The 25,321-nt window shown below is 71.2% G+C and carries 28 protein-coding genes; 12 read left to right on the top strand and 16 right to left on the bottom strand.

Going from position 1 to position 25,321, the window contains the following annotated elements:
- Positions 1-18 precede the first annotated feature (18 nt).
- Genes AC3ANS_RS07780 through AC3ANS_RS07770 form a run of 3 tightly spaced genes read right to left on the bottom strand, consistent with a single transcriptional unit; the run spans position 19 to position 3,088 of the window.
- A complete protein-coding gene (locus tag AC3ANS_RS07780) occupies positions 19-1,245 on the bottom strand; it encodes an ABC transporter permease (protein ID WP_488295584.1) in 1,227 nt (408 codons plus the stop codon).
- Complete coding sequence (locus AC3ANS_RS07775) at positions 1,242-1,934, bottom strand: ABC transporter ATP-binding protein (protein ID WP_488295583.1); 693 nt, start codon at positions 1,932-1,934, stop codon at positions 1,242-1,244. The genes AC3ANS_RS07780 and AC3ANS_RS07775 overlap by 4 nt, the downstream gene beginning before the upstream one ends.
- Entirely contained in the window at positions 1,931-3,088 is a 1,158-nt protein-coding gene (locus tag AC3ANS_RS07770) for an efflux RND transporter periplasmic adaptor subunit (protein ID WP_488295582.1), read from the bottom strand. The genes AC3ANS_RS07775 and AC3ANS_RS07770 overlap by 4 nt, the downstream gene beginning before the upstream one ends.
- A gap of 193 nt (positions 3,089-3,281) precedes the next feature.
- Between AC3ANS_RS07770 and AC3ANS_RS07765 the strand changes: the two genes are divergently transcribed.
- Entirely contained in the window at positions 3,282-4,667 is a 1,386-nt protein-coding gene (locus AC3ANS_RS07765) for an NAD-dependent malic enzyme (RefSeq protein ID WP_488295581.1), read from the top strand.
- Positions 4,668-4,676: 9 nt separating this feature from the next.
- On the opposite strand, the gene AC3ANS_RS07760 is transcribed toward AC3ANS_RS07765, so the two are convergent.
- The gene (locus AC3ANS_RS07760) at positions 4,677-5,414 is read right to left on the bottom strand and encodes a nucleotidyltransferase domain-containing protein (protein ID WP_488295580.1); all 738 of its coding nucleotides are present in this window, start codon (positions 5,412-5,414) and stop codon (positions 4,677-4,679) included.
- A 267-nt stretch (positions 5,415-5,681) separates the two neighbouring features.
- Between AC3ANS_RS07760 and AC3ANS_RS07755 the strand changes: the two genes are divergently transcribed.
- The gene (locus AC3ANS_RS07755; RefSeq protein ID WP_488295579.1) at positions 5,682-6,992 is read left to right on the top strand and encodes a reverse transcriptase family protein; all 1,311 of its coding nucleotides are present in this window, start codon (positions 5,682-5,684) and stop codon (positions 6,990-6,992) included.
- A 47-nt stretch (positions 6,993-7,039) separates the two neighbouring features.
- On the opposite strand, the gene pspAB is transcribed toward AC3ANS_RS07755, so the two are convergent.
- From pspAB to AC3ANS_RS07740, 3 genes are read right to left on the bottom strand one after another with little or no spacing between them, the layout of a single operon-like run.
- Positions 7,040-7,618 carry a PspA-associated protein PspAB gene (gene pspAB, locus AC3ANS_RS07750; RefSeq protein ID WP_488295578.1) on the bottom strand — a complete coding sequence of 193 codons (579 nt, stop codon included), beginning with the start codon at positions 7,616-7,618 and terminating at the stop codon, positions 7,040-7,042.
- Between the two features lie 3 nt (positions 7,619-7,621).
- On the bottom strand, positions 7,622-8,542 hold the full coding sequence (gene htpX / locus AC3ANS_RS07745; protein ID WP_488295577.1) for a zinc metalloprotease HtpX: 921 nt from the start codon (positions 8,540-8,542) through the stop codon (positions 7,622-7,624).
- Between the two features lie 42 nt (positions 8,543-8,584).
- Positions 8,585-9,367, bottom strand: a complete 783-nt coding sequence (locus tag AC3ANS_RS07740) for a PspA/IM30 family protein (RefSeq protein ID WP_488295576.1) — start codon at positions 9,365-9,367, stop codon at positions 8,585-8,587.
- Between the two features lie 164 nt (positions 9,368-9,531).
- Here AC3ANS_RS07740 and AC3ANS_RS07735 point away from each other — a divergent pair, with 164 nt between their 5' ends.
- Positions 9,532-10,116, top strand: a complete 585-nt coding sequence (locus AC3ANS_RS07735; RefSeq protein ID WP_488295575.1) for a DUF3043 domain-containing protein — start codon at positions 9,532-9,534, stop codon at positions 10,114-10,116.
- 18 nt (positions 10,117-10,134) lie between these two features.
- Here AC3ANS_RS07735 and AC3ANS_RS07730 read toward each other — a convergent pair whose 3' ends face one another.
- The 6 genes from AC3ANS_RS07730 to paaA form a co-directional block, all read right to left on the bottom strand.
- Positions 10,135-11,142 carry an aldo/keto reductase family protein gene (locus AC3ANS_RS07730; protein WP_488295574.1) on the bottom strand — a complete coding sequence of 336 codons (1,008 nt, stop codon included), beginning with the start codon at positions 11,140-11,142 and terminating at the stop codon, positions 10,135-10,137.
- Positions 11,143-11,155: 13 nt separating this feature from the next.
- Complete coding sequence (paaE, locus tag AC3ANS_RS07725) at positions 11,156-12,238, bottom strand: 1,2-phenylacetyl-CoA epoxidase subunit PaaE (RefSeq protein ID WP_488295573.1); 1,083 nt, start codon at positions 12,236-12,238, stop codon at positions 11,156-11,158.
- A 14-nt stretch (positions 12,239-12,252) separates the two neighbouring features.
- Positions 12,253-12,726 carry a 1,2-phenylacetyl-CoA epoxidase subunit PaaD gene (gene paaD, locus AC3ANS_RS07720; RefSeq protein ID WP_488295572.1) on the bottom strand — a complete coding sequence of 158 codons (474 nt, stop codon included), beginning with the start codon at positions 12,724-12,726 and terminating at the stop codon, positions 12,253-12,255.
- A complete protein-coding gene (paaC, locus tag AC3ANS_RS07715; RefSeq protein WP_488295571.1) occupies positions 12,723-13,448 on the bottom strand; it encodes a 1,2-phenylacetyl-CoA epoxidase subunit PaaC in 726 nt (241 codons plus the stop codon). The genes paaD and paaC overlap by 4 nt, the downstream gene beginning before the upstream one ends.
- 74 nt (positions 13,449-13,522) lie before the next feature.
- A complete protein-coding gene (gene paaB / locus AC3ANS_RS07710) occupies positions 13,523-13,828 on the bottom strand; it encodes a 1,2-phenylacetyl-CoA epoxidase subunit PaaB (RefSeq protein WP_488295570.1) in 306 nt (101 codons plus the stop codon).
- On the bottom strand, positions 13,825-14,772 hold the full coding sequence (gene paaA / locus AC3ANS_RS07705; protein WP_488295569.1) for a 1,2-phenylacetyl-CoA epoxidase subunit PaaA: 948 nt from the start codon (positions 14,770-14,772) through the stop codon (positions 13,825-13,827). The genes paaB and paaA overlap by 4 nt, the downstream gene beginning before the upstream one ends.
- Positions 14,773-14,859: 87 nt before the next feature.
- Between paaA and AC3ANS_RS07700 the strand changes: the two genes are divergently transcribed.
- From AC3ANS_RS07700 to AC3ANS_RS07685, 4 genes are all read left to right on the top strand, one after another.
- Complete coding sequence (locus tag AC3ANS_RS07700) at positions 14,860-15,420, top strand: GNAT family N-acetyltransferase (RefSeq protein WP_488295568.1); 561 nt, start codon at positions 14,860-14,862, stop codon at positions 15,418-15,420.
- Positions 15,421-15,487: 67 nt separating this feature from the next.
- Positions 15,488-15,706, top strand: a complete 219-nt coding sequence (locus AC3ANS_RS07695) for a hypothetical protein (protein ID WP_488295567.1) — start codon at positions 15,488-15,490, stop codon at positions 15,704-15,706.
- A 32-nt stretch (positions 15,707-15,738) separates the two neighbouring features.
- On the top strand, positions 15,739-16,440 hold the full coding sequence (locus AC3ANS_RS07690; RefSeq protein WP_488295566.1) for an AzlC family ABC transporter permease: 702 nt from the start codon (positions 15,739-15,741) through the stop codon (positions 16,438-16,440).
- Positions 16,437-16,742: an AzlD domain-containing protein gene (locus tag AC3ANS_RS07685; RefSeq protein ID WP_488295565.1), complete on the top strand. Its 306-nt coding sequence runs from the start codon at positions 16,437-16,439 to the stop codon at positions 16,740-16,742. The genes AC3ANS_RS07690 and AC3ANS_RS07685 overlap by 4 nt, the downstream gene beginning before the upstream one ends.
- Positions 16,743-16,770: 28 nt before the next feature.
- On the opposite strand, the gene AC3ANS_RS07680 is transcribed toward AC3ANS_RS07685, so the two are convergent.
- Positions 16,771-18,774, bottom strand: a complete 2,004-nt coding sequence (locus AC3ANS_RS07680) for a PTS mannitol transporter subunit IICBA (RefSeq protein WP_488295564.1) — start codon at positions 18,772-18,774, stop codon at positions 16,771-16,773.
- A 218-nt stretch (positions 18,775-18,992) separates the two neighbouring features.
- Here AC3ANS_RS07680 and AC3ANS_RS07675 point away from each other — a divergent pair, with 218 nt between their 5' ends.
- A complete protein-coding gene (locus tag AC3ANS_RS07675; protein WP_488295563.1) occupies positions 18,993-20,051 on the top strand; it encodes a zinc-dependent dehydrogenase in 1,059 nt (352 codons plus the stop codon).
- A 243-nt stretch (positions 20,052-20,294) separates the two neighbouring features.
- Here the strand turns inward: AC3ANS_RS07675 and AC3ANS_RS07670 are convergent, their stop codons facing one another.
- Positions 20,295-21,878, bottom strand: coding sequence for a M4 family metallopeptidase (locus tag AC3ANS_RS07670; protein WP_488295562.1), 1,584 nt, complete (start codon positions 21,876-21,878; stop codon positions 20,295-20,297).
- Positions 21,879-22,012: 134 nt separating this feature from the next.
- Entirely contained in the window at positions 22,013-22,756 is a 744-nt protein-coding gene (gene dapB, locus AC3ANS_RS07665; protein WP_488296455.1) for a 4-hydroxy-tetrahydrodipicolinate reductase, read from the bottom strand.
- Between the two features lie 82 nt (positions 22,757-22,838).
- On the opposite strand from dapB, the gene AC3ANS_RS07660 reads away from it, so the two are divergent.
- The 4 genes from AC3ANS_RS07660 (at position 22,839) to AC3ANS_RS07645 (ending at position 25,258) form a co-directional block, all read left to right on the top strand.
- Positions 22,839-23,354, top strand: a complete 516-nt coding sequence (locus AC3ANS_RS07660; RefSeq protein WP_488295561.1) for a class I SAM-dependent methyltransferase — start codon at positions 22,839-22,841, stop codon at positions 23,352-23,354.
- A gap of 70 nt (positions 23,355-23,424) precedes the next feature.
- Entirely contained in the window at positions 23,425-24,033 is a 609-nt protein-coding gene (locus tag AC3ANS_RS07655; RefSeq protein WP_488295560.1) for a hypothetical protein, read from the top strand.
- The gene (locus tag AC3ANS_RS07650; RefSeq protein WP_488295559.1) at positions 24,030-24,581 is read left to right on the top strand and encodes a hypothetical protein; all 552 of its coding nucleotides are present in this window, start codon (positions 24,030-24,032) and stop codon (positions 24,579-24,581) included. Before AC3ANS_RS07655 ends, AC3ANS_RS07650 begins: the two co-directional genes overlap by 4 nt.
- Positions 24,578-25,258, top strand: a complete 681-nt coding sequence (locus AC3ANS_RS07645) for a hypothetical protein (RefSeq protein WP_488295558.1) — start codon at positions 24,578-24,580, stop codon at positions 25,256-25,258. The genes AC3ANS_RS07650 and AC3ANS_RS07645 overlap by 4 nt, the downstream gene beginning before the upstream one ends.
- The last annotated feature ends 63 nt before the right edge of the window (positions 25,259-25,321 follow it).

Below are 25,321 nucleotides of genomic sequence, written 5' to 3'. Positions count from 1 at the left end.
TGAGGACCTTTCGAGGTGTCATTCGCTGCGCAGGGCGTCGATCGGGGTGAGGCGGGCGGCTCGGCTGGCGGGGTAGACCCCGAAGCCGATGCCCAGGGCCAGGGCCGTCGCGATCGCGCCGAGCGTGGCGACGGCGGAGACCGCGACCGGTTGGTCGATGAGGCCGGGCAGCAGCTGGGCGCCGAGCACGCCCAGGCCGACGCCGAGGATCCCGCCGGCCAGGCCCAGCACGGAGGCCTCGACCAAGAACTGTCGGCGGATCACGCGTGGGGTGGCGCCGAGTGCTTTGCGCAGGCCGATCTCACGGACCCGCTCGGTCACCGAGACGAGCATGATGTTCATGACGCCGATGCCCCCGACGAGCAGCGAGATCGCCGCGATCCCGCCGAGCAGCACGGTCAGGGTCCGGTTCGTGGAGTTGGCGGTCTCGACCAACGAGTCCTGGGTGGAGATGCTGAAGTCGGCGTCGCTCTCGGCGACCCCGTGCAGGTTCATCAGCAGCGCCTGCACCTCCTGGTACGCCGCGCTCAGGGTCCCGGCCGAGGCCGCCTCGACGTAGATCGTCGAGACCGACGACCCGCTGGCCCCGGTGACCTGCTTGGCGGTGCCGATGGGCATCACCGCGACGTCGTCCTCGGTGCCGCCGCTGGACGACGAGCCGGTCGAGGCGAGGACCCCGATGACCGTGAGCGAGGTGCCGTCGACGGTGACCGTCTGACCGACCGGGCTGCCGAAGGAGAACAGCTCGCTGGCGGTGTCCGGGCCGAGCACGACCACGTCGGCCGCTTGCTCGACCTCGGCCTCGGTGAAGAACCGGCCCGAGGACAGCTCGCGGGCGCGGACGCCGAGCCAGGACGTCGTCGTACCAGCGACCGAGGTGGACCAGTTGGTCTCCCCCGCTGCGAGCGAGACCGAACCGGACGTGGTCGGCGCGACTGCCGCCGCGTCCGGTACGACGGTCTCGTCGGCGATCGCGTTGGCGTCCTGGAGAGTGAGGGTCGAGGCCGACCCGAAGCCACCGCGGACGCCTGAGGAGTCGGTGCTGCTGCCCGGCGAGACGATGAGCAGGTTGCTGCCGAGGGCGCTGATCTGGTCCTTCACCTGGTCCTGGGCGCCCTGGCCGAGCCCGACGGTGAGGATCACCGACGAGATCCCGATGACGATGCCGAGCATGGTCAGTGCCGAGCGCAGCCGGTGCGCCCGCACCGCCTCGATGCCGGCGCGCAGGGTCTCCAGCCAGGTCACCGGGCGACCTCCACTCGCTCGTCGGAGGTGATCCGTCCGTCGCTGATCACCAGTCGCCGTCCGGCACGGCCAGCGACGTCGTGCTCGTGGGTGATCAGCACGATCGTCCGGCCCGCGGCGTTCAGCTCGTCGAACAGGTCGAGCACGTCGGCGGTGGAGGACGAGTCGAGGTTGCCGGTGGGTTCGTCGGCCAGGATGATCGCCGGCTCGGTCACCAGTGCCCGCGCGACGGCGACGCGCTGCTGCTGGCCACCGGAGAGCTCGCCGGGCCGGTTGTCGACGCGGTCGGCCAGGCCCACCCGGGCGAGTGCGGCGTGAGCCCGCTCGCGGCGCTCGACCCGCCCGGCGCCCGCGTACACCAGCGGCAGCTCGACGTTGCGCCACGCGGGCAGCGTCGCGAGCAGGTTGAACTGCTGGAACACGAAGCCGATCCGGCGGTTGCGCACCTCCGCGAGCTGCGCCTCGGTCATCACCGACACGTCCTCGCCGGCGAGCAGGTAGGTGCCCTCGGTGGGCACGTCCAGACAGCCCAGCACGTTCATCAGCGTCGACTTGCCCGATCCGGAGGGACCCAGGACCGCGACGTACTCCCCGGACGCGATCCGGATGTCGATCCCCCGGAGCGCCTCGAACTCCAAGCTGCCCGAGCGGTAGGTCTTGCGGACCCCGTCCAGCTCGATCGTGCTCACTGGCCGGGGCCGATCATCGCGGGGCCACCCTGTTGCCCGCCCTGCAGCTGTCCCATGTCGGGCAGGCCGCCCTCGCCGAACCGGTTCTCCTGCGAGCCGCCGCTGGTGCCGGTCGGGCTGAAGGTGGGGATCTCGACGACGTCCCCGGCGGCGAGCCCCGAGGTGATCTCGGTCGACATGCCGTACGCCGTGCCGACCTCGACCGGGGTCTTCACTCCGGCCCCGTCGACGACCACCGTCACGTAGGTCGCACCGTCCTCGTCGGTCTGGAGCGCGCGACTGGGGACCGTGAGGACGTCGGTGCGCTGCTCGACCACGATCGAGGCGTCGGCCGACGTCCCGGCGTACAGATCGGTGCGCCGGCCGGTCACCTCGATCGTCACCGGGAAGACCGCGGCTCCGCTGCTGCTCGTCTGGGCGACCAGTCCGACCGAGGAGACCGTGCCGTAGACGGTCTCGGTCACGCCGGTCGGGGTGATCTCTGCCTGGAGCCCCTTCTTCAGCTGCTTCACGTCGCTGCTCGCGACGGTCGCGTCGACGAGGTAGCGCCCCGTCGACACCAGCATCACGGCACTCGTGCTCGTGGAGCCCGTGGCTGTCGGGTCGGTGCCGGACGAACCGCCGACCACGTCGCCGACGCTGAGGTCCAGGGAGGCGACGGTGCCGGCGATCGTGGCTCGCAGTGTCGCGTCGGCGACCGACTGCTTCGCCTCGGTCAGCGTCGCCCGAGCGGCCACGATCGCGGCCTGGTCCGCGGCGAGCTGAGTGTCCGAGGCGTCGGCTTCCTCGTCGTCGTCGAGCTGGGAGTACGCCGCCGCCAGCCCGGCCGCCGCCGCGGTGCGGTTGGCCACCAGCGCGGCGGCGTCCACCCGAGCGAGGGCCTGGCCCTTGGTGACGCGGTCACCCTCCGCGACGTACACGTCGGCGACCGTGCCGCTGACCTCGAAGTCCAGGTCGGCGCTGTGCCGGGGCTCGATGGTCCCCGAGGCGGTCACGGTCTCCTTCATCGTCGACGCCGACACCGTGTACGTCGCCGGCTCGCTCGCCGCCGAGGAGCCACGCGTCATCAGCCAGGCGCCACCTCCCCCGGCGGTCGCGAGCACGAGAGGGACGACGAGCCAGGCGCGGCGCCGGCCGCGGAGCGAGATCCACACGGCCAGGACTCTGGATGTCGGGGCTGTGGCGGGCGTGGGGTCTCCCTGTGGGACACCTGTGCAGGCCGCGCATCCAGAACGCCCTGGAGCCGGCCTCAGCAGGCGGCGCTACGCTCGGCCGGCACCTGTATGAGCTCAGACCGACGCCTCGGTGTCGAGGCGATACCTCCAGCTACCTGACAAGAGGGGCGTCATGGCAACTCCGAGTCCCGGCTACTCGATCACGGTCCGGATGGAGGTGCCCTCCTCCGCACGGGCCACCGGAGACGTGGTCGCCGCGGTCACCGGCGCCGGCGGCTCGGTCACCGCACTCGACGTGGCCGAGTCCCTCGCGGACCGACTCGTGGTCGACGTCAGCTGCGACGCCTCGGACGCAGATCACGCCGACGTGATCACCGCGGCGCTCAACCGCGTCGACGGTGCGACGGTCCACAAGGTCAGCGACCGCACCTTCCTGCTGCACCTCGGGGGCAAGCTCGAGGTCATGCCGAAGGTGCCGCTCAAGCACCGTGACGACCTCTCGCGTGCCTACACCCCGGGGGTGGCGCGGGTGTGCCTGGCCATCGCGAAGAACCCGGAGGACGCCCGCCGGCTCACCATCAAGCGCAACACCGTCGCCGTGGTCACCGATGGCTCGGCGGTCCTGGGACTGGGCAACCTGGGGCCGGCCGCGGCCCTGCCGGTGATGGAGGGCAAGGCGGCACTGTTCAAGCAGTTCGCCGGCGTCGACGCGTGGCCGGTCTGCCTCGACACCCAGGACACCGAGAAGATCATCGAGATCGTGAAGGCGATCGCGCCGGTGTACGGCGGCATCAACCTCGAGGACATCGCCGCGCCGCGGTGCTTCGAGATCGAGGCGCGGCTGCGCGCGGAGCTCGACATCCCCGTGTTCCACGACGACCAGCACGGTACGGCGATCGTGGTGCTCGCCGCTCTCACCAACGCGCTGCGGGTCGTGGGCAAACAGCTCAGCGACGTACGTATCGCCGTCAGCGGAGTGGGAGCCGCCGGCCACGCGATCATCGAGCTGCTGCACGCCCAGGGCGCGACCGACATCGTCGCCTGTGGCCGGAGCGGCTCGGTGCACCGCGGGCAGGAGAACCTCGACCCGGCGCGACAGTGGATCGCCGACCACACCAACCAGCGCGGCTTCGACGGGCCGCTCGAGCAGGCCCTGGCCGGGGCGGACGTCTTCATCGGCGTCTCGGCGCCGGACCTGCTCACCGGCGACGACATCGCGACGATGGCCGACAACGCGATCGTCTTCGCGCTCGCGAACCCCGACCCGGAGGTCGACCCGGTCGCCGCAGGACAGCACGCCGCCGTGGTCGCGACCGGCCGCTCGGACTACCCCAACCAGATCAACAACGTGCTGGCCTTCCCGGGGTTCTTCCGCGGGATGCTCGATGCCGGCACCCACGAGATCACCCAGGAGGTCATGCTCGCCGCCGCGTCCGCGATCGCGGACGCCGTCTCCCCCTCGGAGCTCAACGCCAGCTACATCGTCCCCTCGGTCTTCGACCCCCGGGTCGCACTCGCCGTGGCCGACGCCGTGCGCGAGGCCGCGACAACGGCCTGACCCCGCTCGTCAGGCACGGGGCGCCTGATCTCGGCAGGCCTCCCTGACGGTCCTGCGGGCGTCCCGCCAGGCGATCCAGGCGGTGCGCACGCGCGGCGAGCGGACGGGCTCTCCGCGTCGGCGGGACCGGAGCTGGTCGACCAACCACTCCGGTGCACGAGCCTGGCCGACCGCCTCCGTCTTGGTCATCAGCCGGCCGGTCTCCAGCGTGTGCCGTCCGCGCGCCATGCCCGTGAGTCCCAGGTCGGCGATGACCGGGTCGAGCCAGATCCACGGTCTTCTCGCGGCCCAGGCCCAGTAGCCGCAGATCTCGGCTCGCGCTGCCGCGCGCAGGTCGTCATCGCTCATGGGCGGCAGTACGGCGGCCGGAGGCCGTCCGAGCTGCGCTGACCCGTGACGCACGAGCTCGGCGCGGACGACGCCCGACAGGGTCCGGCGTACCAGCACACCGTGTGTCCACGTGGGATGCAGTGCCGCCGGATCCACCATCGTGCGGTCATGGACGTAGATGCAGCCGAGGTCGGCGCCGGCAGCCGCGCCCCGGTCGATCTCCTCGTGGAGACGGACGAGGGCGGCTGCGCGGACGTCGTCGACCGGGCCGTCCACGATCGCGACGAGGTCCAGGTCGCTCACACCCGGCACGTAGTCCCCCGTGGCCAGGGAGCCCGCGATCCACAGGTCGGTCACCCAGCCGAGGCCGGCCAGGCGCTGGCCGAAGTCGACCACAGCCGAGGGCGCCACCGTCACGCCGCACAACCTAGCGACTCGGCCTGCGTCTGGGGGGACTCGACGACGCTCGCAGGCGGTTAGGGTGCGGGGGTGCGGCAGCGCCTTCTCGAGACGGCGGACCGGTGCGTGACACCGGTTCACCTCCCCGGGGCTACCCCGGGGGCCACCGGTACGTTCGGGCACTGCACCGCGCGCGAGGCGCTGCGCTGCAGGTGATCGCGCGCACGACGGGACAGGTCGAGCAGCGCTGCCGCACCCCCGCCCGCCCACCGCGCCCCTCCCTCGGTGAGACCCGATCTCGGGCGGGCGCTCGCCGCGGGCTTCCTCGCCGGCGAGTGGGGCCAGCAGTCGATGGAGGCGAGTGGTGCAGCCGTCCTGGGCCGTCGGCCGCCATGGTTGGCCCCGCTGGTGCGACAGACCCTGGAGGCGTACCCGCGGCCCCCGCACGACCGGCCCCGCGAGCTCGCCACGGTCGTCCTCCGCCTTCCCGCGGCCGCGAGGGCGAGACGCGCCCGACCAGTCGCACGGCCGGTGGCACCGACCCGCATGGTCACCAACCGGTGGCGCCTTCCGGTCCTCGACGACCTCGGCGACCTCGCGGACCTACTCGGGGTCAGCTCCTCGGAGCTCGAGTGGTTCTCCGACCCGCGCCACCTGGCACGCGCGGCCACCGACACCCCGTTGCAGCACTACCGGGTCGGTCACCGCGTCGCCGCGAGCGGAGCGATCCGCGTCCTCGAGGCCCCGAAACCACGACTGAAGACCCTCCAGCGCCTGCTCCTGGACGAGATCGCCGCACTGATCCCTCCGCACCACGCTGCCCGCGGCTTCCGTCCCGGCGGCTCCGTCCGGTCCTACGCCGCGCCCCACGCGGGCCGTGCCGTGGTGCTGCGCCTCGACCTGGAGTCGTTCTTCGCCTCGGTGACCGTCTCCCGCGTCTATGGCATCTGGCTCTCGGCCGGCTACCCCGAGCCGGTGGCGCACCGCCTCGCCGGGCTGGTCACCACCGTCCTGCCCCGTTCGCTCTGGCGCACGGTCCCCCGGCCCGCGGCGGACGACCTCCTGGACGCCCACTGGCGGCTGGGACGCCGGCTCGCCGCACCGCACCTGCCCCAGGGCGCACCCACCTCCCCCGCGGTGGCCAACCTCGCGGCGTACCGGCTCGACCTCCGGCTCACCGCCCTGGCCGAGTCGTGGGGCGGCCGCTACACCCGGTACGCCGACGACCTCGCGTTCTCGGGTGCGTCCGGGTGGGGCGTGCGCACCTCCAGGCTGCTCGAGGCCATCGAGGAGGTCGTGCGGGACGAGGGCTTCCGCCTCAACCCGCGCAAGACGGGAGTGATGCCTCGAGCAGGACGCCAGCGGCTGGCCGGGCTGGTCGTCAACGACCGCCCCCGGGTCGCCCGCGACGAGGTCGACCGGCTGCGCGCCATCCTCCACAACTGCCAGCGACACGGGCCCAGCACGCAGAACCGAGCCGACGTCTCGGCCTTCGAGGAGCACCTGCGCGGCCGCATCGCCTGGGTCTCCCAGCACGATCCCGTCCGCGGGGCCCGACTCCAGGCCACCCACGACGCCATCGACTGGAGCCGCTGACAGTCGTGCTGCTGCCCAGCCGCTGACAGCCCGAGCCGGGCAGCCGGCTACAGGCCCGGGGCACCCCACACCGCGAGCCAGCGGCCGAGGTCCTGCTCCATCGGGAGCTCGGCGGCAAGCGTGTCGCGCACCTGGATCTCGAGAAGGTTGTCGCGCTGCCGGCCGGAGCCGGGCTGGGGGGCGAAGGCGTAGAACGTGCCCTGCTTGTAGAGGTAGACCAGTCCTACCCGCCGCCCGGTGGCGTCGGCGAAGGGCACCAGCGAGCACAGCAGGCCGGTGCCGAATCCCTGCGCCTCCAACGCGGTGTTGACCGCGTGCAGGTCGGTGCACAGTCCGGCCGTGTCGGAGGGGTCGCGGTGGGCGACCAGCCAGGTGAAGCCGTACTCGTCGTGCGAGACCTGGACGTCGGGCGCGTCGGGGTCGGCGTCGAGCAGGGCGACGACGTCGTCCTGCGTCTGCTGGAAGGCGGCTCCCGTGGCGGCGCGGTAGCAGACCGAACCCTCACCGGTGGGCGTCAGCCCGATCGCGGTCTGAAGCGTGATGGCCGCGCTGGGCACGAGGAACAGCGAGTCGAGGTTCGCGGCCTTGGGCCGGCTCCGGCCGGCGATGACGTCCCAGAATCCCATGCGCTACGCCGCGGGCCGGCCGAGCTCGGCCTGGATCTTGGCGAGCTGCTCGAGGCGCTGCTCGAGCGTGGGGTGCGTCGAGGTCAGCGTCCGCAGGGAGACCCCACGGACGGCAGGGGCGATGAAGAACGCGTTCATCGCGCTCGCCTGGCGCAGGTCGCGCTGCGGGATCTGGTTGATCTCGCCGGTGATCTTCTGCAGCGCCGAGGCGAGCGCCTGCGGCTTCATCGTGAGGTAGGCGCCGGCCCGGTCGGCCGACAGCTCGCGGTAGCGCGAGAGCAGCTTGAGCAGCACGAAGCTCACGGCGTACGTCACCAGGCTGACCAGCAGCACGATCAGCCAGACCGGCACCCCGCCACTGTTGTTGTTGTCGCGGCGGCCGCCGCCGAAGAACGCGCCGTATTGCGCGCCGCGGGTGAGCATGCCCGCCACGATCCCGGCACTGGAGGCAACCGTCATCACCAGCACGTCGCGGTGGGCGACGTGGGAGAGCTCGTGGGCGAGGACACCCTCCAGCTCCTCGGCGTCCAGGCGTCGCAGGATGCCGGTGGTGACCACCACGACCGAGCGCTGGGGCGAGCGGCCGGTGGCGAAGGCGTTGGGCAGGTCGGTGTCGGCGATGCCGACTCGTGGCTTCGGCATGTCGGCCAGCGCGCAGAGGCGCTCGATCATGTCGTGAAGCTCGGGTGCCTGCTCCCGGCTGACCTCGCGCGCGCGCATCGCCTTCATCGCGACCGAGTCGGAGTTGTACCACTGGAACCAGACGATGCCGAGGCCGATGATCCCGATGAACGGCGCCCACCCGACGGGCATCACGGCGATGAGCACCACGATGAGCCCGACGAACAGGCCCCCCAGCAAGAACATCACCAGGGTCATCCGGGCGGTCAGCCCGGAGTCGCCGACAAAACGCGTACGTGCCATGTGTCCATTCTCCTCGGTGTCACCAAGGAGAACGGACGGGGATCAGGGCTGGTTCCCCTCGGTGGTCTCCGTGGCCGGCTCGGCCTCGAGGATCGCGCCGGTCTCGGCGGGCTCGATCGCCTGCGGGCTCGCCCCGGCCTTGAGCGCGGCCAGCTCGGCCTCGACATCGGCCTGGGAGCTCATCGCGTCGAGCTCGCGGGCGATGTCGTCGCCCGAGCTGACGGCACTGACGTCGTCGAGCGCACCGGAGGCGATCAGCTCGTCGATCGCCCCGGCCCGCGCCTGCATCTGCGCGGTCTTGTCCTCGGCACGCTGGATCGCCGCGCCGACGTCGCCCATCTCGTCACCGATGCCCGACATCGCCTCGTTGATGCGCGTCTGCGCCTCAGCGGCGGTGTACGTCGCCTTGATCGTCTCCTTGCGGGTGCGGAACGACTCGACCTTGGCCTGCAGCCGCTGCTGGGCGAGGGTGAGCTTCTCCTCCTCACCCTGGAGCTGGGCGTGCTGGGCCTTGAGGTCGGAGATCTGCGTGGTCAGCCCCGACTTGCGGGTCAGCGCCTCGCGGGCGAGGTCCTCACGGCTCATCGAGATGGCCTTCTGGGCCTGGTCCTGGAGCTTGGTGGACTGCTGCTCGAGCTGGTTGATCTGGAGCTCGACCCGCTTGCGGCTGGTCGCCACGTCGGCGACGCCGCGGCGCACCTTGGAGAGCAGCTCGAGCTGGCGCTGGTAGCTGTAGTCCAGGGTCTCGCGCGGGTCCTCGGCGCGGTCGAGAGCCTTGTTGGCCTTCGATCGGAAGATCAGGCTGATGCGCTGCCACATACCCATGAGGACGGATTCCCTCTCCAGTCATGCTGAGTCTTTGGGGTCGTTCGCCGGCGGTACGCCGGCCTGAGGCCCCAGCCTAGGCTCAAACGCAAGCACGTGCGACGGCGCCGGTAGTCTGGTCGTCGATCCGACCCGCACTTCCCGACTCCGTGTTAGGCCGCCCGTTGTTCCGTCGCAGCAAGTCAGAGACCCCCACCTCCGAGACCACCGTCACCAAGGTCGGGGGCAAGGGCCGTCCCACCCCCACCCGGCGTGAGGCCGAGGCGGCCGCCAAGGCCCGTGCGAAGGTGCCGCGCACCCGCAAGGAGATGGCCGCCGCGCAGCGTTCGGCCCGGTCGGAGTCCAGCCAGTCCGTGCGCCAGGCGATGAAGTCAGGTGACGAGCGCTACTACCCCGCCCGCGACCGCGGACCGGAGCGACGGTTCGTGCGCGACTTCGTCGACAGCCGGTTCTCGCTGGTCGAGCTGGTGATCCCCCTCCTGCTGATCACCATGGTGCTGGGCTACTCCGGCAACAAGGGCCTGGCCCAGATCGGCAACACCGTGCTGCTGGTCACCGTGGTGATGGTGCTCCTCGACATGGTCCTGCTGCGCTTCCGGCTGCACCGCGAGGTGGCTCGCCGCTTCCCCGAGCAGTCCCAGAAGGGCCTGACCTACTACGCGATCACCCGGGCGCTGCAGATGAAGTTCATGCGGCTGCCCAAGGCCCAGGTCAAGATCGGCCAGACCCTCCCCGAGCACTACCGCTGACCGACCGCGGCCCCGGGCTCACCCGAGGTCGCGGCGCCGGGGGTTGCGGGTCTGGCCGGGGTCGCGCTCGACGACCGGCCCGACCGCTTCGTCGATCGCCTTCAGCGTGGCCTCGTCGAGGCGTACGCCGGCGGCCTTGACGTTGTCGGTGACCTGCTCGGGCCGGCTGGCACCGATGATCGCGGCGGAGACGTTGCTGTTCTGCAGCACCCACGCGACGGCGAGCTGCGCCATCGTCAGGCCGGCCTCGTCGGCGATCGGCTTGAGCTGCTGGACCCGCTCGAGGACGTCGTCCTGCATCCAGCGGCCGATCATGTTCGAGCCGCCCTTCTCGTCGGTGGCCCGCGAGCCCGCCGGCGGAGCCTGACCGGGCACGTACTTGCCGGTCAGCACGCCCTGGGCGATCGGTGACCACACGATCTGCCCGATGCCGAGCTCCTCACAGGTCGGCACGACCTCGGCCTCGATGACCCGCCAGAGCATGGAGTACTGCGGCTGGTTGGAGACCAGCGAGATCTTGAGCTCACGGGCCAGCTCGTGCGCGGCGCGGATGTCGTCCGCGCGCCACTCCGAGACACCGATGTAGAGCGCCTTGCCCTGGCGCACGACGTCGGCGAAGGCCTCCATGGTCTCCTCGAGCGGCGTCTCGTCGTCGAAGCGGTGGGCCTGGTAGAGGTCGACGTAGTCGGTGCCGAGCCGAGACAGCGAGCCGTTGATGGACTCCATGATGTGCTTGCGGGAGAGGCCGTGGTCGTTGTGCTTGCCGGGCCCGGTTGGCCAGTACACCTTGGTGAAGATCTCGAGGCCCTCGCGGCGCTCACCCTTCAGCGCCCGCCCGAGCACCGACTCCGCTGCGGTGTTGGCGTAGGCGTCCGCGGTGTCGAACGTCGTGATTCCCTCGTCGAGCGCCTGCCGCACGCACGCGGTCGCGGCGTCCTCCTCGACCTGGGACCCGTGGGTCAACCAGTTGCCGTACGCGATCTCCGAGATCTTGAGCCCACTGCTGCCGAGGTTGCGTATCTCCATGCCGCCACCGTAGTCAGCCGTCGAAGTCGACCAGCACGCGGTCCGAGGTGGGGTGCGACTGGCACGTGAGCACGTAGCCGCGCTCGATCTCGTCGGGCTCGAGGGCGTAGTTGGCGTCCATCGCGACGGTGCCCTCGACGACCCGGGCACGGCAGGTGCCGCACACGCCGCCCTTGCAGGCGAACGGCAGGTCGGAGCGCACCCGCAGCGCCGCCTCGAGGATCGGTACGTCGTCCGGCCGCAGGTCGAGGTCCGAGGAGCGCCCGTCGAGGCGGATCGTCACCCGGGCCGCACCCTCCGGGGCGCCCGCCAGCACGGCGATCGGGGCCCGCTCCACCGGGTCGGCGTGGAACAGCTCGCTGTGGACGTGACTCGGGTCGACCCCCAGCTCGCCGAGGGTCGCCCGCAGCTCGGTCACCAGCTGCTGCGGCCCGCACAGGTACCACTCGTCGACACTGCTGCCGAGGGGGGCGGCCGGCATCAGCGCGGCCAGGATGCCTCGCAGCCGGGGTCCGTCGAGCCGGCCCGAGAGGAGATCGACATCCTGGGCCTCCCGGGAGAGCACGTGCACGACCTGGAGCCGGGTCGGGTAGGCGTCCTTGAGGTCGTGGACCTCGTCGAGGAACATCACCGACCGGTGCGTGCGGTTGGCGTAGACCAGCATCACCGACGACTCCGGCTCGCGCTCGAGGATCGCCGCGACGATCGAGAGCACCGGCGTGATGCCCGAGCCGGCGGCGACCGCCACGTGCATACGCCGGGCGGCGGGATCGAGCACCGCCGTGAACCGTCCCGCGGGCGTCATCACGTCGAGGTGGTCCCCCACGCGCAGCCCGCCGACCACGCCCTCGCTGAACGCGCCCCCGGGCAGGCGCTTCACCCCGATGCGGAGCACCCCGGACGAGGGCGAGGTGCACAGCGAGTAGGAGCGGCGTACGTCGCCGTCGCCGTCGCCGCCCCGGATGGACACGTGCTGCCCGGCAGCGAAGCCGAACTCACCGGCCAGCGGCTCGGGGACCTCGAAGGTGAGCGCGACGGCGTCGTCGGTGAGCTCATCGATCGCTGCGACGCGCAGCGAGTGGAAGGTGGCCGGCACTCAGCTGCGTCCCATCACAGAGCCTTGAAGTGGTCGAAGGGCTCGCGGCACTCGCGACACACCCACAGCGACTTGCACGCGGTGGACCCGAACCGGCTGGACTCGCGGGTGTTCAGCGACCCGCACTGCGGGCAACGCACGGAGAGCGGCAGCCCGACGGGGCCGGTGCCGGGCGGCGCGACGCCGTACGCGCGCAGCTTGTCCTTGGCCCCCTCGGTCATCCAGTCCGTCGTCCACGCGGGGGCGAGCACGAACTCCACGTCGACGCGCCGATATCCCGCCGCCGTCAGGGTCTCGATGAGGTCGGCGCGGATGGTCTCCATGGCCGGGCAGCCGGAGTACGTCGGTGTGATCTGCACGTGCACCCGCCCCTGGTCGTCCTCGGTGACGTCGCGCAGGATGCCGAGGTCGGCGATCGTGACGACCGGCAGCTCGGGGTCCGGGACGTCAGCGGCGATCTTCCACGCGGCGCCGGTCACCGGGGTCACCACGTGGCTCCGGGGTGGGAGCGGTGCAGGTGCTGCATCTCGGCGAGCAGGTACCCCAGCTCCTCGGTGTGCAGGCCCTGACGGCCACCACCCCTGGCCGAGGCCGCCTGCGGTACGGACAGCGTCGCCTCCGCCACCACCGGCTCGACCCGCGCGAGCACGGCGGGCCGGAGCGCGACGGGGTCGGCCAGGGCGCCCTCGACGGGCGCGAACAGCTCGTCGAGGTAGGGCCACTCGGCCTCGAGTGCGGCCTGCATCCGTGCGTGGGACTCCTCGGTGCCGTCGCCGAGGCGCAGCACCCAGTGGGTGGCGTGGTCGAGGTGGTAGGCGACCTCCTTGACCGCCTTGCCCGCGATCGCGGCCAGGGTGGGGTCGCCGCAGCGCGCGAGCGCGGCGTAGAGCTCGCACTGCCAGGCGCCGAACAGCAGCAGGCGGGCCATCGCCACCCCGAAGTCGGTCTGCGCCCGCTCGACCAGCCACACGTTGCGGAACTCCCGCTCGTCGCGGAGGTAGGCGAGGTCGTCCTCGGACCGGCCGGCCCCCTCGAGCTCGCCGGCGTACGCCAGCAGGGTGCGGGCCTGACCGAGCTGGTCGAGCCCGATGTTGGCCAGCGCGACGTCCTCCTCGAGCTGGGGTGCGCGGCTGATCCACCACCCCGTCCGCTGGGCGGAGACCAACGCGTCGTCGGCGAGACCGAGCACGTACTCGAACGGACCAGCCACGTGGCGATCGGGGTCCCCGACGAGCCGTTCGTCGGAGGAGCGAAGCGGGGGCGGCGAAGAACTCGGTGGGGTGTTCACAGATGCTCCACGCCCTCGGGGACGTCATAGAACGTCGGGTGGCGGTAGACCTTGTCGGCCGCCGGGTCGAAGAACGCGTCGCGCTGGTCGGCCTCGGACGCGACGATCTGCGCCGATGGCACCACCCACAGCGACACACCCTCCTGACGACGCGTGTAGACGTCACGCGCGTTGCGCAGCGCCATCTCGGCGTCGGGTGCGTGCAGCGACCCGACGTGCACGTGGGACAGCCCGCGGCGCGAGCGCACGAACACCTCCCAGAGCGGCCAGCGCCGTCCTGCGCTTGTCGAAGGGTCCTTCACGCGACGTCCTCTCGGGCTGCGTGCTTCGCGGCGCTGTGCTTGTCTGCGTAGGCCGAGGCCGCCTCGCGCACCCAGGCGCCGTCCTCGTGGGCGCGGACGCGGTGGGCCATCCGCTGGGCGTTGCACGGCCCGTTGCCCTTGATGACGTCGAACAGCTCGGTGAAGTCGATCGGCCCGGAGTCGTAGTGGCCACGCTCGGCGTTCCAGCGCAGCTCGGGATCGGGCAGCGTGAGCCCGAGCGCCTCGGCTTGGGGCACGGTCATGTCGATGAACCGCTGCCGCAGCTCGTCGTTGGAGAACCGCTTGATCCCCCACGCCATCGACTGCGCGGAGTGCGGCGAGTCCTCGTCCGGCGGCCCGAACATCATCAGCGCCGGCCACCAGTAGCGGTCGACGGCGTCCTGGGCCATCGCCTTCTGCGCGCGGGTGCCGTGCGAGAGCGTGTGCAGGATCTCGAAGCCCTGCCGCTGGTGGAACGACTCCTCCTTGCACACCCGGACCATCGCCCGCGCGTAGGGACCGTAGGAGCAGCGGCACAACGGGACCTGGTTGACGATCGCGGCGCCGTCGACGAGCCAGCCGATCGCACCGACGTCGGCCCAGGTGAGCGTCGGGTAGTTGAAGATCGAGGAGTACTTCTGCCGCCCGGTGTGCAGCTGGTCGAGCAGGTCCTCACGGTCGACGCCGAGCGTCTCTGCCGCGGCGTACAGGTAGAGGCCGTGGCCGGCCTCGTCCTGCACCTTGGCCATCAAGATCGCCTTGCGGCGCAGGCTGGGCGCTCGGCTGATCCAGTTGCCCTCGGGCTGCATGCCGATGATCTCGGAGTGCGCGTGCTGGGCGATCTGGCGCACCAGCGTGCGCCGGTAGTCGTCCGGCATCGCGTCGCGCGGCTCGACCCGGCCGTCGTCGGCCAGCAGCTGGTCGAAGGACACCTCGCGGGACATGCCGGGCACGCTACCACCACGTGTTACAGATCACAGCACGCAGAACGTCGGCGTGTAACACCGCGACCCGGCTGACAGGATGGCCTCATGAGCAGCTCGCCTGGCCCCACCGCCGACGTGTCCGTGCGGGTCGCCTGGGCCGACGACGCCCCCGCGATCGCCGAGCTCCAGCTGCGCACCTGGCGCGAGGTGTACGCCGGCCTGCTGCCCGCCGACGCCCTGCCCGGGCCCGACCAGGTCGAACCCGCGGCTGCCGCCTGGCGCGCCTCCCTCGCGTCCCCGAAGGACGCGCGCAACCGGGTCCTGGTGGCCCTGGAGCGCAACCGGGTGGTCGGCTTCGCGATCACCACGCCGGCCGGCGACCCCGACTGCGACCCGATCGCCGACGCCGAGCTCCGCGACCTCACGATCGACCCGGGCGAGCGGGGCCGGGGCCACGGCTCCCGCCTGCTGCAGGCGGCCGTCGACACCATGCAGGCCGACCGCTTCACCCGGGCGGTGACCTGGGCGATCGCCACGGACGACGCACTGCGGAGCTTCCTCGCCGACGCGGGATGGGCGCCGGACACCGCGCACCGCGAGCTCGACCTCGACGGCGAGGGGACGACCCTGGTCAAGCAGGTCCGCCTGCACACAGCACTCTCTTAGGATCTTCCTCTTGAAATCCCGGGCCGCGGGTGCACGATGGAGATCCACTCCAGAACGGGGGCCTCTCGTGTTCGGTCCACTCCCGCCGCTGTACCGCATGCTCGTCATCGCCACCGTCTTCGCGGTCGGCATCGTGTCCGGGATCTGGATCGCGCAGTTCGCCGCCGCACCGGCGGCAGCTGCCGCGGGCGCTGCCTGGGGTGGCCTGGCCGGCGTGCTGCTGAGCTTCGTGCTGCTGCACGACTTCCACCACCGTCCGCGTCCCGTGCGCGTGCGTCGCCACTGAGTCGCTCGCCCTCCGTCGACTAACGTCGGCGCGTGACCGACGCGCCTCTCGAGCCTGCGCTCGAGCCCGATGAGCGCTCGTCGATCATCCGGGACAGCCTGGGCGTGGGCATCGCCACGGGAACGTACGGCGTGGGCTTCGGCGCCGTGTCGGTGGCCGCCGGACTCTCGGTGGCGCAGACGTGTGCCCTCTCGCTGTTGGCGTTCACCGGCGCCAGCCAGTTCGCGCTGGTGGGCGTCGTCGCCGCCGGAGGCGCGCCGGTCTCGGGCGCGCTGACGGCCCTGCTGCTCGGCACCCGGAACACGCTCTACGGCTTGCGGATGGCGCCGCTGCTCGCCTGGACCGGCTGGCGTCGGGCCGTGGGGGCGCACGTGCTCATCGACGAGTCAACCGCGATGGCGGTGAGCCGCGAGTCGGTGCCGGCGGCACGGCTGGCCTTCACCTGGACCGGCGTCTCGATCTTCATCCTGTGGAACCTCGCGACCGCGGCCGGCGCGGTCGCCGGGGACGCGCTCGGGGACCCGCGCACCTACGGCCTGGACGCCGCGGTCGGGGCAGCGTTCCTCGCCCTGCTGTGGCCGCGGCTGCACTCGCGCGCCAACCAGCTGGTCGGCGTCGCGGCCGCGGCGGTCGCCCTCGGCGTGGTGCCTCTCGCGCCGGCGGGGGTGCCCGTGCTCGCGGCGGCCGGAGTGGCGCTGGTCGCCGGGGCGCTGCGCCGCGGGGCCACGACATGACGGCCCTGTGGGTGGCGGTGCTGGCGACCGCGGCGGGCTGCTACCTGCTCAAGCTGGGCGGGCTCTCGGTGCCGCCCCGAGTGCTCCAAAGACCGGTGGTCGAGCGGATCGCCGACCTGATCCCGGTCGCCCTGCTCTCCGCACTGGTGGCGGTGCAGGTGGTGGCCCGAGGGCGCGAGATCGTGCTGGATGCTCGCGCCCTCGGGCTGTTCGTGGCGGTGGTGCTGTTGCTGCTGCGCGCGCCGTTCCTCGTGGTGGTGTTCGGCGCTGCCGTTGTGGCGGCGCTGGCCCGGATGCTCTGACCCGGGCCCGCGCCCCCACATCCCCCGGTCAGACCGGCTGGACCTCGCCGAGCACGGCCTGGATGTCGGCGGGCGAGGTCGCAGCCTCGAGCCGGCGCACCTGCTCGGGATCGACGAACACCTCCGCGATCCGGCCGAGCATCTTCAGGTGCTCGTTGCCGGTGGCAGCGATGCCGACCACGTAGCGCACCTGCTTGCCGTTCCAGTCGATCGGCTCGGGGTAACGGACGAAGGACAGCGCGGTACGGCTCACCGCAGTCTTCGCCTCGTTGGTGCCGTGCGGGATCGCGAGCAGGTTGCCCATGGCCGTGGAGACCGAGGTCTCCCGCAGGTGCATCGCGTCGACGTACGCCGAGGTGACGGCACCCGCCGAGACCAGCAGCTCACCGGCCCGGGTGATGGCCTGGTCACGCGACTCCCCTGCCGGGGCGTCCAGGACGATCGCGTCGTCGCTCAGGAGTCCACCGGCTAGAGCAGGCTCCTCTCCGTCGGCGGCGCCCACCGTCGCGCGGGCCCCACCGTTGCGCTCGCGGACCAGCTCGACGATCTCGTCGTACCGCGGGCTGCCCATGAAGTTCTCCACCGACACGTGGAGCGCCGACCGGGTCTTGAGCTGGGCCCGCTCAGTGAGGTCCTGGTGGGTGACGACGACGTCGTAGGTGTCGGTGAGGTTGGCGATCGCCTTGTTGACGACCGTGACGTCGGTGAACCCGGCGTCGTGGACCTTCTTGCGCAGCACCGAGGCGCCCATGGCGGAGGAGCCCATGCCGGCGTCGCAGGCGAACACGATGTTGGAGATCCGGCCACCGTGGGTGCTCGCGGAGCCCACCAGCGAGGACGCGACCGACTTCTTGCCCTTCATCGTCTCCATGCTGGCGGTGGCGGTGACGAGCTCGTCCTCGGCCTCGATGGTCTTGTCGGTCTTCAGCAGGATCGAGGCGACGAAGAACGACGCCGCCGCGCCACCGATGATCGAGAGCGTGATGCCGGTCAGGTTCTTCAGGTCGGTCGGTGCCGAGATGTAGACCGCGAACACCGAGCCAGGAGCTGCCGGCGAACGCAGGCCGCTGCCGAAGACGACGTTGATCAGGATCTGCGTGAAGCCGCCGGCGAACATCGCGAGGATCAGCTTGGGCTTCATCAGCACGTAGGGGAAGTAGACCTCGTGGATGCCGCCGAAGAAGTGGATGATCGCCGCACCGGGAGCCGACGCCTTGGCCATGCCCTTGCCGAACACGCTGTAGGCGAGCAGCAGACCGAGTCCGGCGGCCGGGTTGGCCTCGAGCAGGAAGAGGATCGACTTGCCGCCCGAAGCGGACTCGTTGAGGCCAAGCGGCGTGAGCACGCCGTGGTTGAGGGCGTTGTTGAGGAACAGGACCTTGGCCGGCTCGATCACGAACGCGGCGAACGGGAGCAGGTCGTGGTTGACGAGGAACTCGACACCGTCACCGAGCCGGTCGGAGATCCAGGTCAGCACGTCGCTCAGCGCGAAGAAGCCGAACGTCGCCAGGATGCCGCCCCAGATGCCGGCGGAGAAGTTGTCGACGAGCATCTCGAACCCGGGCTTGATCTTGCCGGCCCACATGTTGTCGATGTGCTTGATGCTCCAGCCACCGAGCGGGCCCATGATCATCGCGCCCATGAACATCGGGATGCTCGTGCCGGCGATGACGCCGAACGTCGCGATCGCGCCGACGACGCCGCCGCGGGTGAGGTCGTTGTACATCATCTTGCCGCCGGTGTAGCCGATGAGCAGCGGCAGCAGGTAGGTGATCATCGGGCCGACGATGCCGCCGCCCGCGTAGTCGCCCCAACCGCCGATGTGGGCGACCCAGCCGTGCGGGCTGAGCCAGGCGTTGTCGCCGCCGCCGAGATTCAGCCAGCCGACCTCGATGAACATCGCGGTGATGAGGCCCCACGCGATGAACGCGCCGATGTTGGGCATCACCATGTTCGACAAGAAGGTGCCGAACCGTTGAACGTGGACGCGGGCAGAGGTGCGCTCCGCCGGCATCTGCGTGGCTGTGGCCATGCTGCTCTTCCTCCTGAGGCGCCAGCCTGCGCAGGCTGGTCGGGCCTTGTCGCCGACGTGAGCCACGGGATGTGACGCGCGCCATTGCGAATCTGTGATTGCCTGTATATCTCCGTGAAAACGGGCCCGTCAAGGGTCTAGAGCAACATATTCGCAGATAAACACAGATAAACGGTGCTACCGTGAGAGCACTATCGACCACTCGCTGAGGAGAGAACATGAAGGCCCTGCGCTTCTACGCACCCGAGGACGTGCGACTCGAGGAGGTGCCGGAGCCGACGTGCGGCCCCGACGAGATCAAGTTGAGAGTCCGCAACTGCTCCACCTGCGGCACCGACGTGAAGATCCTGCACAACGGCCACCAGAACCTCACTCCCCCGCGGACCATCGGCCACGAGATCGCCGGTGAGGTCGTGGAGGTCGGCGCCGACGTGAACACGACGTACGGCTCGAGCTGGCAGGCCGGCGACCGCGTCCAGGTGATCGCGGCCGTGCCGTGCGGTGAGTGCTACGAGTGCAAGAAGGGCTGGATGGCGGTCTGCCAGAACCAGACCTCGATGGGCTACCAGTACGACGGCGGCTTCGCCGAGTACATGATCGTCCCGAAGCAGGTCCTCAAGGTCGACGGCCTCAACCGCATCCCCGACAACGTGGGCTACGACGAGGCGTCCGCCGCCGAGCCCTTCGCGTGCGCCATCAACGCCCAGGAGCTGCTCGGCATCGAGCCCGGCGACACCGTCGTGGTCTTCGGCGCCGGCCCGATCGGCTGCATGCACATCCGGATCGCCCGCGGCGTCCACCAGGCCGGCCCGGTCTACCTCGTCGACGTGAACGCCGAGCGCCTGAAGATGTCGGCCGACGCGGTCCAGCCCGAGGAGACCATCAACGCCGCCGAGGTCGACGTCGTCGAGAAGGTCATGGAGCTCACCGGCGGCCGCGGCGCGGACGTCGTCATCACCGCCACCGCCGCGAACATCACCCAGGAGCAGGCGATCGCGATGGCCGCCCGCAACGGCCGGATCTCGTTCTTCGGCGGCCTGCCGAAGACGAACCCGACGATCACCTGCGACTCCAACATCGTGCACTACCGCCAGCTGCACATCCACGGCGCCAACGGCTCGGCCCCCGAGCACAACAAGCGGGCCCTGGAGTACATCTCCACCGGCCAGGTGCCGGTCAAGGACCTGATCACCCGCCACATCCCGCTCTCCGAGGTCCTCGACGCGTTCTCGATCGTCCAGAACGGTGAAGCCATCAAGGTCACCGTCGAGCCGTGACCGACGAAGTCGGTCACGGCGTGGCGACGGGGAGGTTGAGCAAGCCCCACGGCCGAGCCGGCGAGGCCGTGACGGGCGCGTCGAAACCCACCGGGTGACGCGGGACGACAGCCGAGGTGGCGGTGGTGGTTTCGAGGCTCGCTCCGCTCGCACCTCAACCACGGTGCCGCGGCGGCGCCTCGACCACCGTGTGACGACAGCAGGGCGGTGACCAGGTGGTCACCGCCCTGCCGTGTACTCAGATCAGTTGACGCTGACCGCGCTCCACGCGGCGGCGACGGCGTTCTGCTGGGCGCTGCCCGCGCCGTACAGGTCCTTCGCTGCGTTCAGCGTGGCGGTGCGCGCACCGGAGTAGTTGGTGCTGGAGGTCATGTAGACCGTGAGCGCGCGGTACCAGATCGCGGCCGCGGCGTCGCGGCCGATGCCGGTGACCGTCGAGCCGTTGCAGGTCGGGCTGTTGTACACGACCCCGCCGATCGTCTTGGTGCCCGAGCCCTCGGCGAGCAGGTAGAAGAAGTGGTTGCCCACGCCCGAGGAGTAGTGCACGTCGGCGGTGCCGACCGTGGAGGACCAGCAGTTGAACGACGAGCCGTCCGAGGCCGGGTTGTCCATCCGGCGGAAGCCGGTGTGGTTCTTGAGGTCGAACTGCTCGCCGATGAGGTAGTCGCCCGGGTCGCTGGCGTTGGCGGCGTAGAACTCCACCATCGTGCCGAAGATGTCGGAGGTGGACTCGTTGAGGCCACCGGACTCACCGGAGTAGTCCAGGCCGGCGGTGTTCTCGGTGACGCCGTGCGACATCTCGTGGCCGGCCACGTCCAGGGACACGAGCGGTCCGTAGTTGCTGCCGTCGCCGTCGCCGTACGTCATCTTCGTGCCGTCCCAGAAGGCGTTGACGTAGTTCTTGCCGTAGTGGACCCGGTTGTAGGAGCCGGCGCCGGTGCCGAAGATGCCGTTGCGGCCGAACGTGTTCTTGTAGAAGTCCCATGTCATGTTCGTGCCGTACTGCGCGTCCACGGCGGCCGACTCGCGGCTGCTCGTGCTCCCGTTGCCGAACAGGTTGTCGGGGCTGGTGAACAGCGTGCCGGTCTTGCAGTTGAACCCGAAGTACTGGCACCCCAGCGAGTCCGTCGCATTGCCCATGTCGGTCGTGTAGGTGTTGCCGCGGGTCCCGTCCTTGAGCTGGTAGGTCGAACCGGAGAGTGTCAGCTGCAGCGGGACGGTGCCGGAGTAGAGCGACTGCCCGGACCCGTCCACGGTCTCGATCTGCTGCTCGCGGCGGATGACCGCGCCGGTCTTGGCGTCGACGTACGTCGCGAGACGGCTGGGCGTGCCGTCCTTCTGGGTGCCGCCGGTGATGACCTCCCAGGCCAGCCGGGGGGTGCCGCTGGTGGCATCGACGACCAGGCGGCTGGACTCGGCCTTGGCGCCGGAGATGCCCCGCGTCGCCCTGGCCGGTGCGGTCGCGCGGGCGGCAGCGGCGGACTTGGCGACCGCCGGGGTCGTGGCGACGTGCACCTCGTTCTCGAGCGTCTGGCTGACACCCTTCCAGCCGTCCTGGGCGCCGCGGTGGACCACCAGATCGCCCCCGAGCACGGGCAGCCCGCGGTAGGTGCGGTCCATGCGGACGTGGGTGGTGCCGTCGGCGTCGGTGAGGGTGCTGGTGACCTGGAAGGCGGTGCCGTCGCTGGCGAGGGCCGCGCCCGGGTGGGCGAGGAGCGCCTGGACGGCGTTGGGCCGGTGGGGAGCGGCCTGGCTGCCGCCGGCCTGGATGCCGACGGCGGTGAGGGCGAGAACTGCCGCCGTGGCGACGCCCGAGATTCTGCGCATGTGTGGGTCCTTCTCGTGGGGGTGGTGAGACTTCGGAGACGAAGCCTCACCCGCGACAACGAGAAGCGGAACCGGCAGGTACGTGCGGATTCCTGCAATGCACGAACGTGCAGAACCGGCGATCTTCCCGCGGATCAGCCCAAGTCGAGGAAGTGCTCCAGCCCGACGGTGAGCCCCGGGCGGTCGGCGATCGCCCGCAGCCCGGTGAGCACTCCGGGGGTGAACGATGCCCGGTCCAGGGAGTCGTGGCGGATCGTGAGGGTCTCCCCCACCCCGCCGAGGATGACCTCCTGGTGGGCGACCAGCCCGCGGATCCGCAGCCCGTGGACGCGGATGCCGTCCACGTCCGCGCCGCGCGCGCCGTCCAGCGAGGTGGTGGTTGCGTCCGGTACCGGACCGACGCCGGCCTCACGCCGGGCCGCGGCGATCAGCTCCGCCGTACGCCGTGCCGTGCCCGACGGCGCGTCGGCCTTCGTCGGGTGGTGCAGCTCGACCACCTCGACGGACTCGAAGAACGGCGCCGCGACCGTGGCGAACCGCATCATCAAGATCGCGCCGATGGAGAAGTTCGGGGCGACCAGCACGCCGGTGCTCGGCGAGTCCGCGAGCCACCCGCGCAGCCGCTCGAGGCGCGCGTCGTCGAAGCCGGTCGTGCCGACCACCGCGTGGATGCCGTGGCCGATACAGAACTCCAGGTTGTCCATGACGACGTCCGGGTGGGTGAAGTCCACGACCGCCTCGGCGCCGGTGCTCACCAACGACTCGATGTCGTCGCCGGCGTCGACCTGGGCGACCAGCTCGAAGCCGTCGGCGGCCTCGACCGCTCGGCAGACCTCGGCCCCGACCTTGCCCCGCGCTCCGAGCACACCGACCTTCATCACGCCCGACAACCTACTAGTCGTCACCGAGTGGGCGAGGCGGCTCTCCCGGGGCCGCTCGGCGTCTGGCAGGGTAGGGCCCATGGCAGCGCAGACGATCCCGCCCCGGATCAGGTGGGCGGTGGACATCATGGACGTCCAGCCGTCCGACCACGTCCTGGAGATCGGCTGCGGTCCCGGTGCCGGCGCGGAGCTGATCTGCGAGCGCCTCGAGACCGGCAAGCTGTTCGCGATCGACCGCTCCGAGTCGGGCGTCGACCGCACGAAGCGCCGCTGCGCGCAGTACGTCGAGTCCGGTCGGCTCACCGTGCGCCAGATCGACCTGGCGACGCTGCGGGTGCCGGTCAAGCGGCTGAACAAGGTGTTCGCGTTCAACGTCAACCTGTTCTGGGTGCGCTCGTGCGCCGAGGAGATCGCCCTGCTCCACGAGCGGGTGGTCCCCGGCGGCGACGTGTTCTTGTTCTACGAGGCCAACCGCCCCGAGCTGGTGCCGACGATCGTGAAGAAGGCGTCCTCCGCCCTGGCCGAGAGCGGGTTCCGGGTGTCGGTCGTCGACCAGAAGGCGCCGCCCGTGGTCGGCATCATCGGTCGACGGTGAGGTTATTTCCTTAAGTCGGCATTGCATTAGGTTATTTCCTGAACTAGCCTCGCCTTCAGGAAGGAGCCTGATGTCGACCGCGATCGTGCTCACCGTGGACCAGCGGGACAGTCGTCATTCCGACGACCGGATCCCCGACACCCTGGCCCGGCTCGCCCCGCTGCCGACGCTGCTGCCCTTCGAGCGCACCGCCGGCGACGAGTTCCAGGGCGTCCTCGGCGATCCGGACGCCGCCGTGGCCGCGATCGGCGTGCTGCTGCGCGAGGAGGGCTGGTACGTCGGCGTCGGCGTCGGCGAGGTCGAGGACCCGCTCCCCGACCATGCCCGGGCTGGCCGCGGACCGGCGTACCTCCACGCACGCGCCGCCGTCACCGAGGCCAAGACCAGCCCCTGGCACCTCCGCGTCTGCGCCGACACCGGCGCGAGCACCTGGGCGGGCCGCGGCTTGGAGAGCACGCTGTGGCTGTGGGCCGCGGTGCTGGGCCGCCGCACCGATCGCGGCTGGGAGGTCGCCGACCTCGTCGCGCAGGGCCTGTCGTACGCCGAGACCGGCAAGCGCCTGGGCATCACCCAGTCGGCGGTCAGTCAACGCGCCCAGGCCGCCGGCATCGTCGAGGCCCGTCGGGCCGAGGAGCTGGCCGGCGTCCTCGCCGGCCTCCTGCTGGGGGTGAGCCCGTGAGCGCGGAGAACTGGGGCGCCCTGGTGCTGGTGCTGCTCGCGTGCGCGCTCGTCTGCGCCCTCGGCGCCTGGGCACGAGCCGCCCGCCGGATCTGGGCGCCGGCCACCCTCCTCCTGCTGCTCTCCGGGGGCATCGTGGCAGCCGCTCCCCCGCAGGTCCTGGTCGACGGCCGGGGCCTGACCAGCGTGCTGGTCCTGCTCGCCGGCACCGTCGCCGTCGCCGGCGGTGGTCCCCTGACCGCGTTGGTCTTCGAGCTCGTCGACCGCCGCGAGACGGCCCCGGAGTCCCTGGAGACCGCCGGCCGCGTGCTGCGCGGCGGCGCCTGGATCGGCGCGCTCGAGCGGCTCGCCGTCTTCTCCGCGCTCGTGGCCGGCTGGCCCGAGGGCGTCGCCGTCGTGCTCGCCGTCAAGGGCCTCGGCCGCTATCCCGAGCTCCGCGCCGCCGAGGACGGCGTCCGCACCGGCGCCGCCGAGCGGTTCATCATCGGCACGTTCGTCAGCGTGCTGTGGGCGTGCGGGTGCGCCGGCGTCGTGGTGCTGGTGCGGTGAGCGACGGCGATCCGCGGCTCCTGGCCGCGGTCGAGGGCAGCCGGCGCTGGTACGACGACGTCTTCGCCCTGCACGCCATCCCGGCCGCGGCCGACGACCGACTGTGGTGGGCGCTGGGCGACCCTCCGGCGTACCACTCGACTGCCAAGACCCTCCGGCCCGGAGTGGAGACCGCGGCCGTGCTTGCCGCGGTGCGCGGCCCTGGCGCGGTCGCGGACTCCTTCGCCGACCTCGAGCTGCCCGGCTTCACCCTCCTCTTCGAGGCGACGTGGGTGCACCACCCCGGCGGGTCCGTCCCGGGCCTCCCGCAGGGCTGGTCGGTCGTCACGGATCCCCAGACGCTGAGCCAGTGGGGCCGGCTCCACGACTACGCCGGCGTCCTGCCCCCTCCCACGCTGCGGCATCCGGCATTCACTGTCCTCGCGCACCACGAGGGCGCCGACCTGGTCGGGGGTGCGGTCCTGCACGACGGCCCGGGCACCGTCGACCTGTCCAACGCGTGGGCCCTGCCCTCCCACACTCTCGAGTGGACGGAACTGGCGTCCGCCGCGCAGGCGGTCCACCCCGGACGCGCCCTGACCGGCTATGCCGGCGGTGAGGACCTGCAGGGCCTGCTGTCCGTGGGTTTCGAGGCTGTGGGGCCGCAGCGGGTCTGGGTGCGTCGAGGCACCGACTAGCCGACCGGGCGGATCCGGCTCCGCGGCACGACCCTCAACTGGGATCGTCGCCGTTCTCGTCGA

Source organism: Nocardia sp. 149-1B, from assembly GCF_057747975.1.
This window is presented reverse-complemented; position numbering and strand designations above follow the sequence as displayed.

Excerpts from the sequence above, each read along its gene's own strand:
- AC3ANS_RS07765 (WP_488295581.1), top strand. The coding sequence starts at position 3,282 with ATGGCAACTCCGAGTCCCGGCTACTCGATCACGGTCCGGATGGAGGTG.
- pspAB (WP_488295578.1), bottom strand. The coding sequence starts at position 7,618 with ATGGGATTCTGGGACGTCATCGCCGGCCGGAGCCGGCCCAAGGCCGCG.
- htpX (WP_488295577.1), bottom strand. The coding sequence starts at position 8,542 with ATGGCACGTACGCGTTTTGTCGGCGACTCCGGGCTGACCGCCCGGATG.
- AC3ANS_RS07740 (WP_488295576.1), bottom strand. The coding sequence starts at position 9,367 with ATGGGTATGTGGCAGCGCATCAGCCTGATCTTCCGATCGAAGGCCAAC.
- AC3ANS_RS07730 (WP_488295574.1), bottom strand. The coding sequence starts at position 11,142 with ATGGAGATACGCAACCTCGGCAGCAGTGGGCTCAAGATCTCGGAGATC.
- paaA (WP_488295569.1), bottom strand. The coding sequence starts at position 14,772 with ATGTCCCGCGAGGTGTCCTTCGACCAGCTGCTGGCCGACGACGGCCGG.
- AC3ANS_RS07700 (WP_488295568.1), top strand. The coding sequence starts at position 14,860 with ATGAGCAGCTCGCCTGGCCCCACCGCCGACGTGTCCGTGCGGGTCGCC.
- AC3ANS_RS07685 (WP_488295565.1), top strand. The coding sequence starts at position 16,437 with ATGACGGCCCTGTGGGTGGCGGTGCTGGCGACCGCGGCGGGCTGCTAC.
- AC3ANS_RS07680 (WP_488295564.1), bottom strand. The coding sequence starts at position 18,774 with ATGGCCACAGCCACGCAGATGCCGGCGGAGCGCACCTCTGCCCGCGTC.
- AC3ANS_RS07675 (WP_488295563.1), top strand. The coding sequence starts at position 18,993 with ATGAAGGCCCTGCGCTTCTACGCACCCGAGGACGTGCGACTCGAGGAG.
- AC3ANS_RS07670 (WP_488295562.1), bottom strand. The coding sequence starts at position 21,878 with ATGCGCAGAATCTCGGGCGTCGCCACGGCGGCAGTTCTCGCCCTCACC.
- dapB (WP_488296455.1), bottom strand. The coding sequence starts at position 22,756 with ATGAAGGTCGGTGTGCTCGGAGCGCGGGGCAAGGTCGGGGCCGAGGTC.
- AC3ANS_RS07660 (WP_488295561.1), top strand. The coding sequence starts at position 22,839 with ATGGCAGCGCAGACGATCCCGCCCCGGATCAGGTGGGCGGTGGACATC.
- AC3ANS_RS07655 (WP_488295560.1), top strand. The coding sequence starts at position 23,425 with ATGTCGACCGCGATCGTGCTCACCGTGGACCAGCGGGACAGTCGTCAT.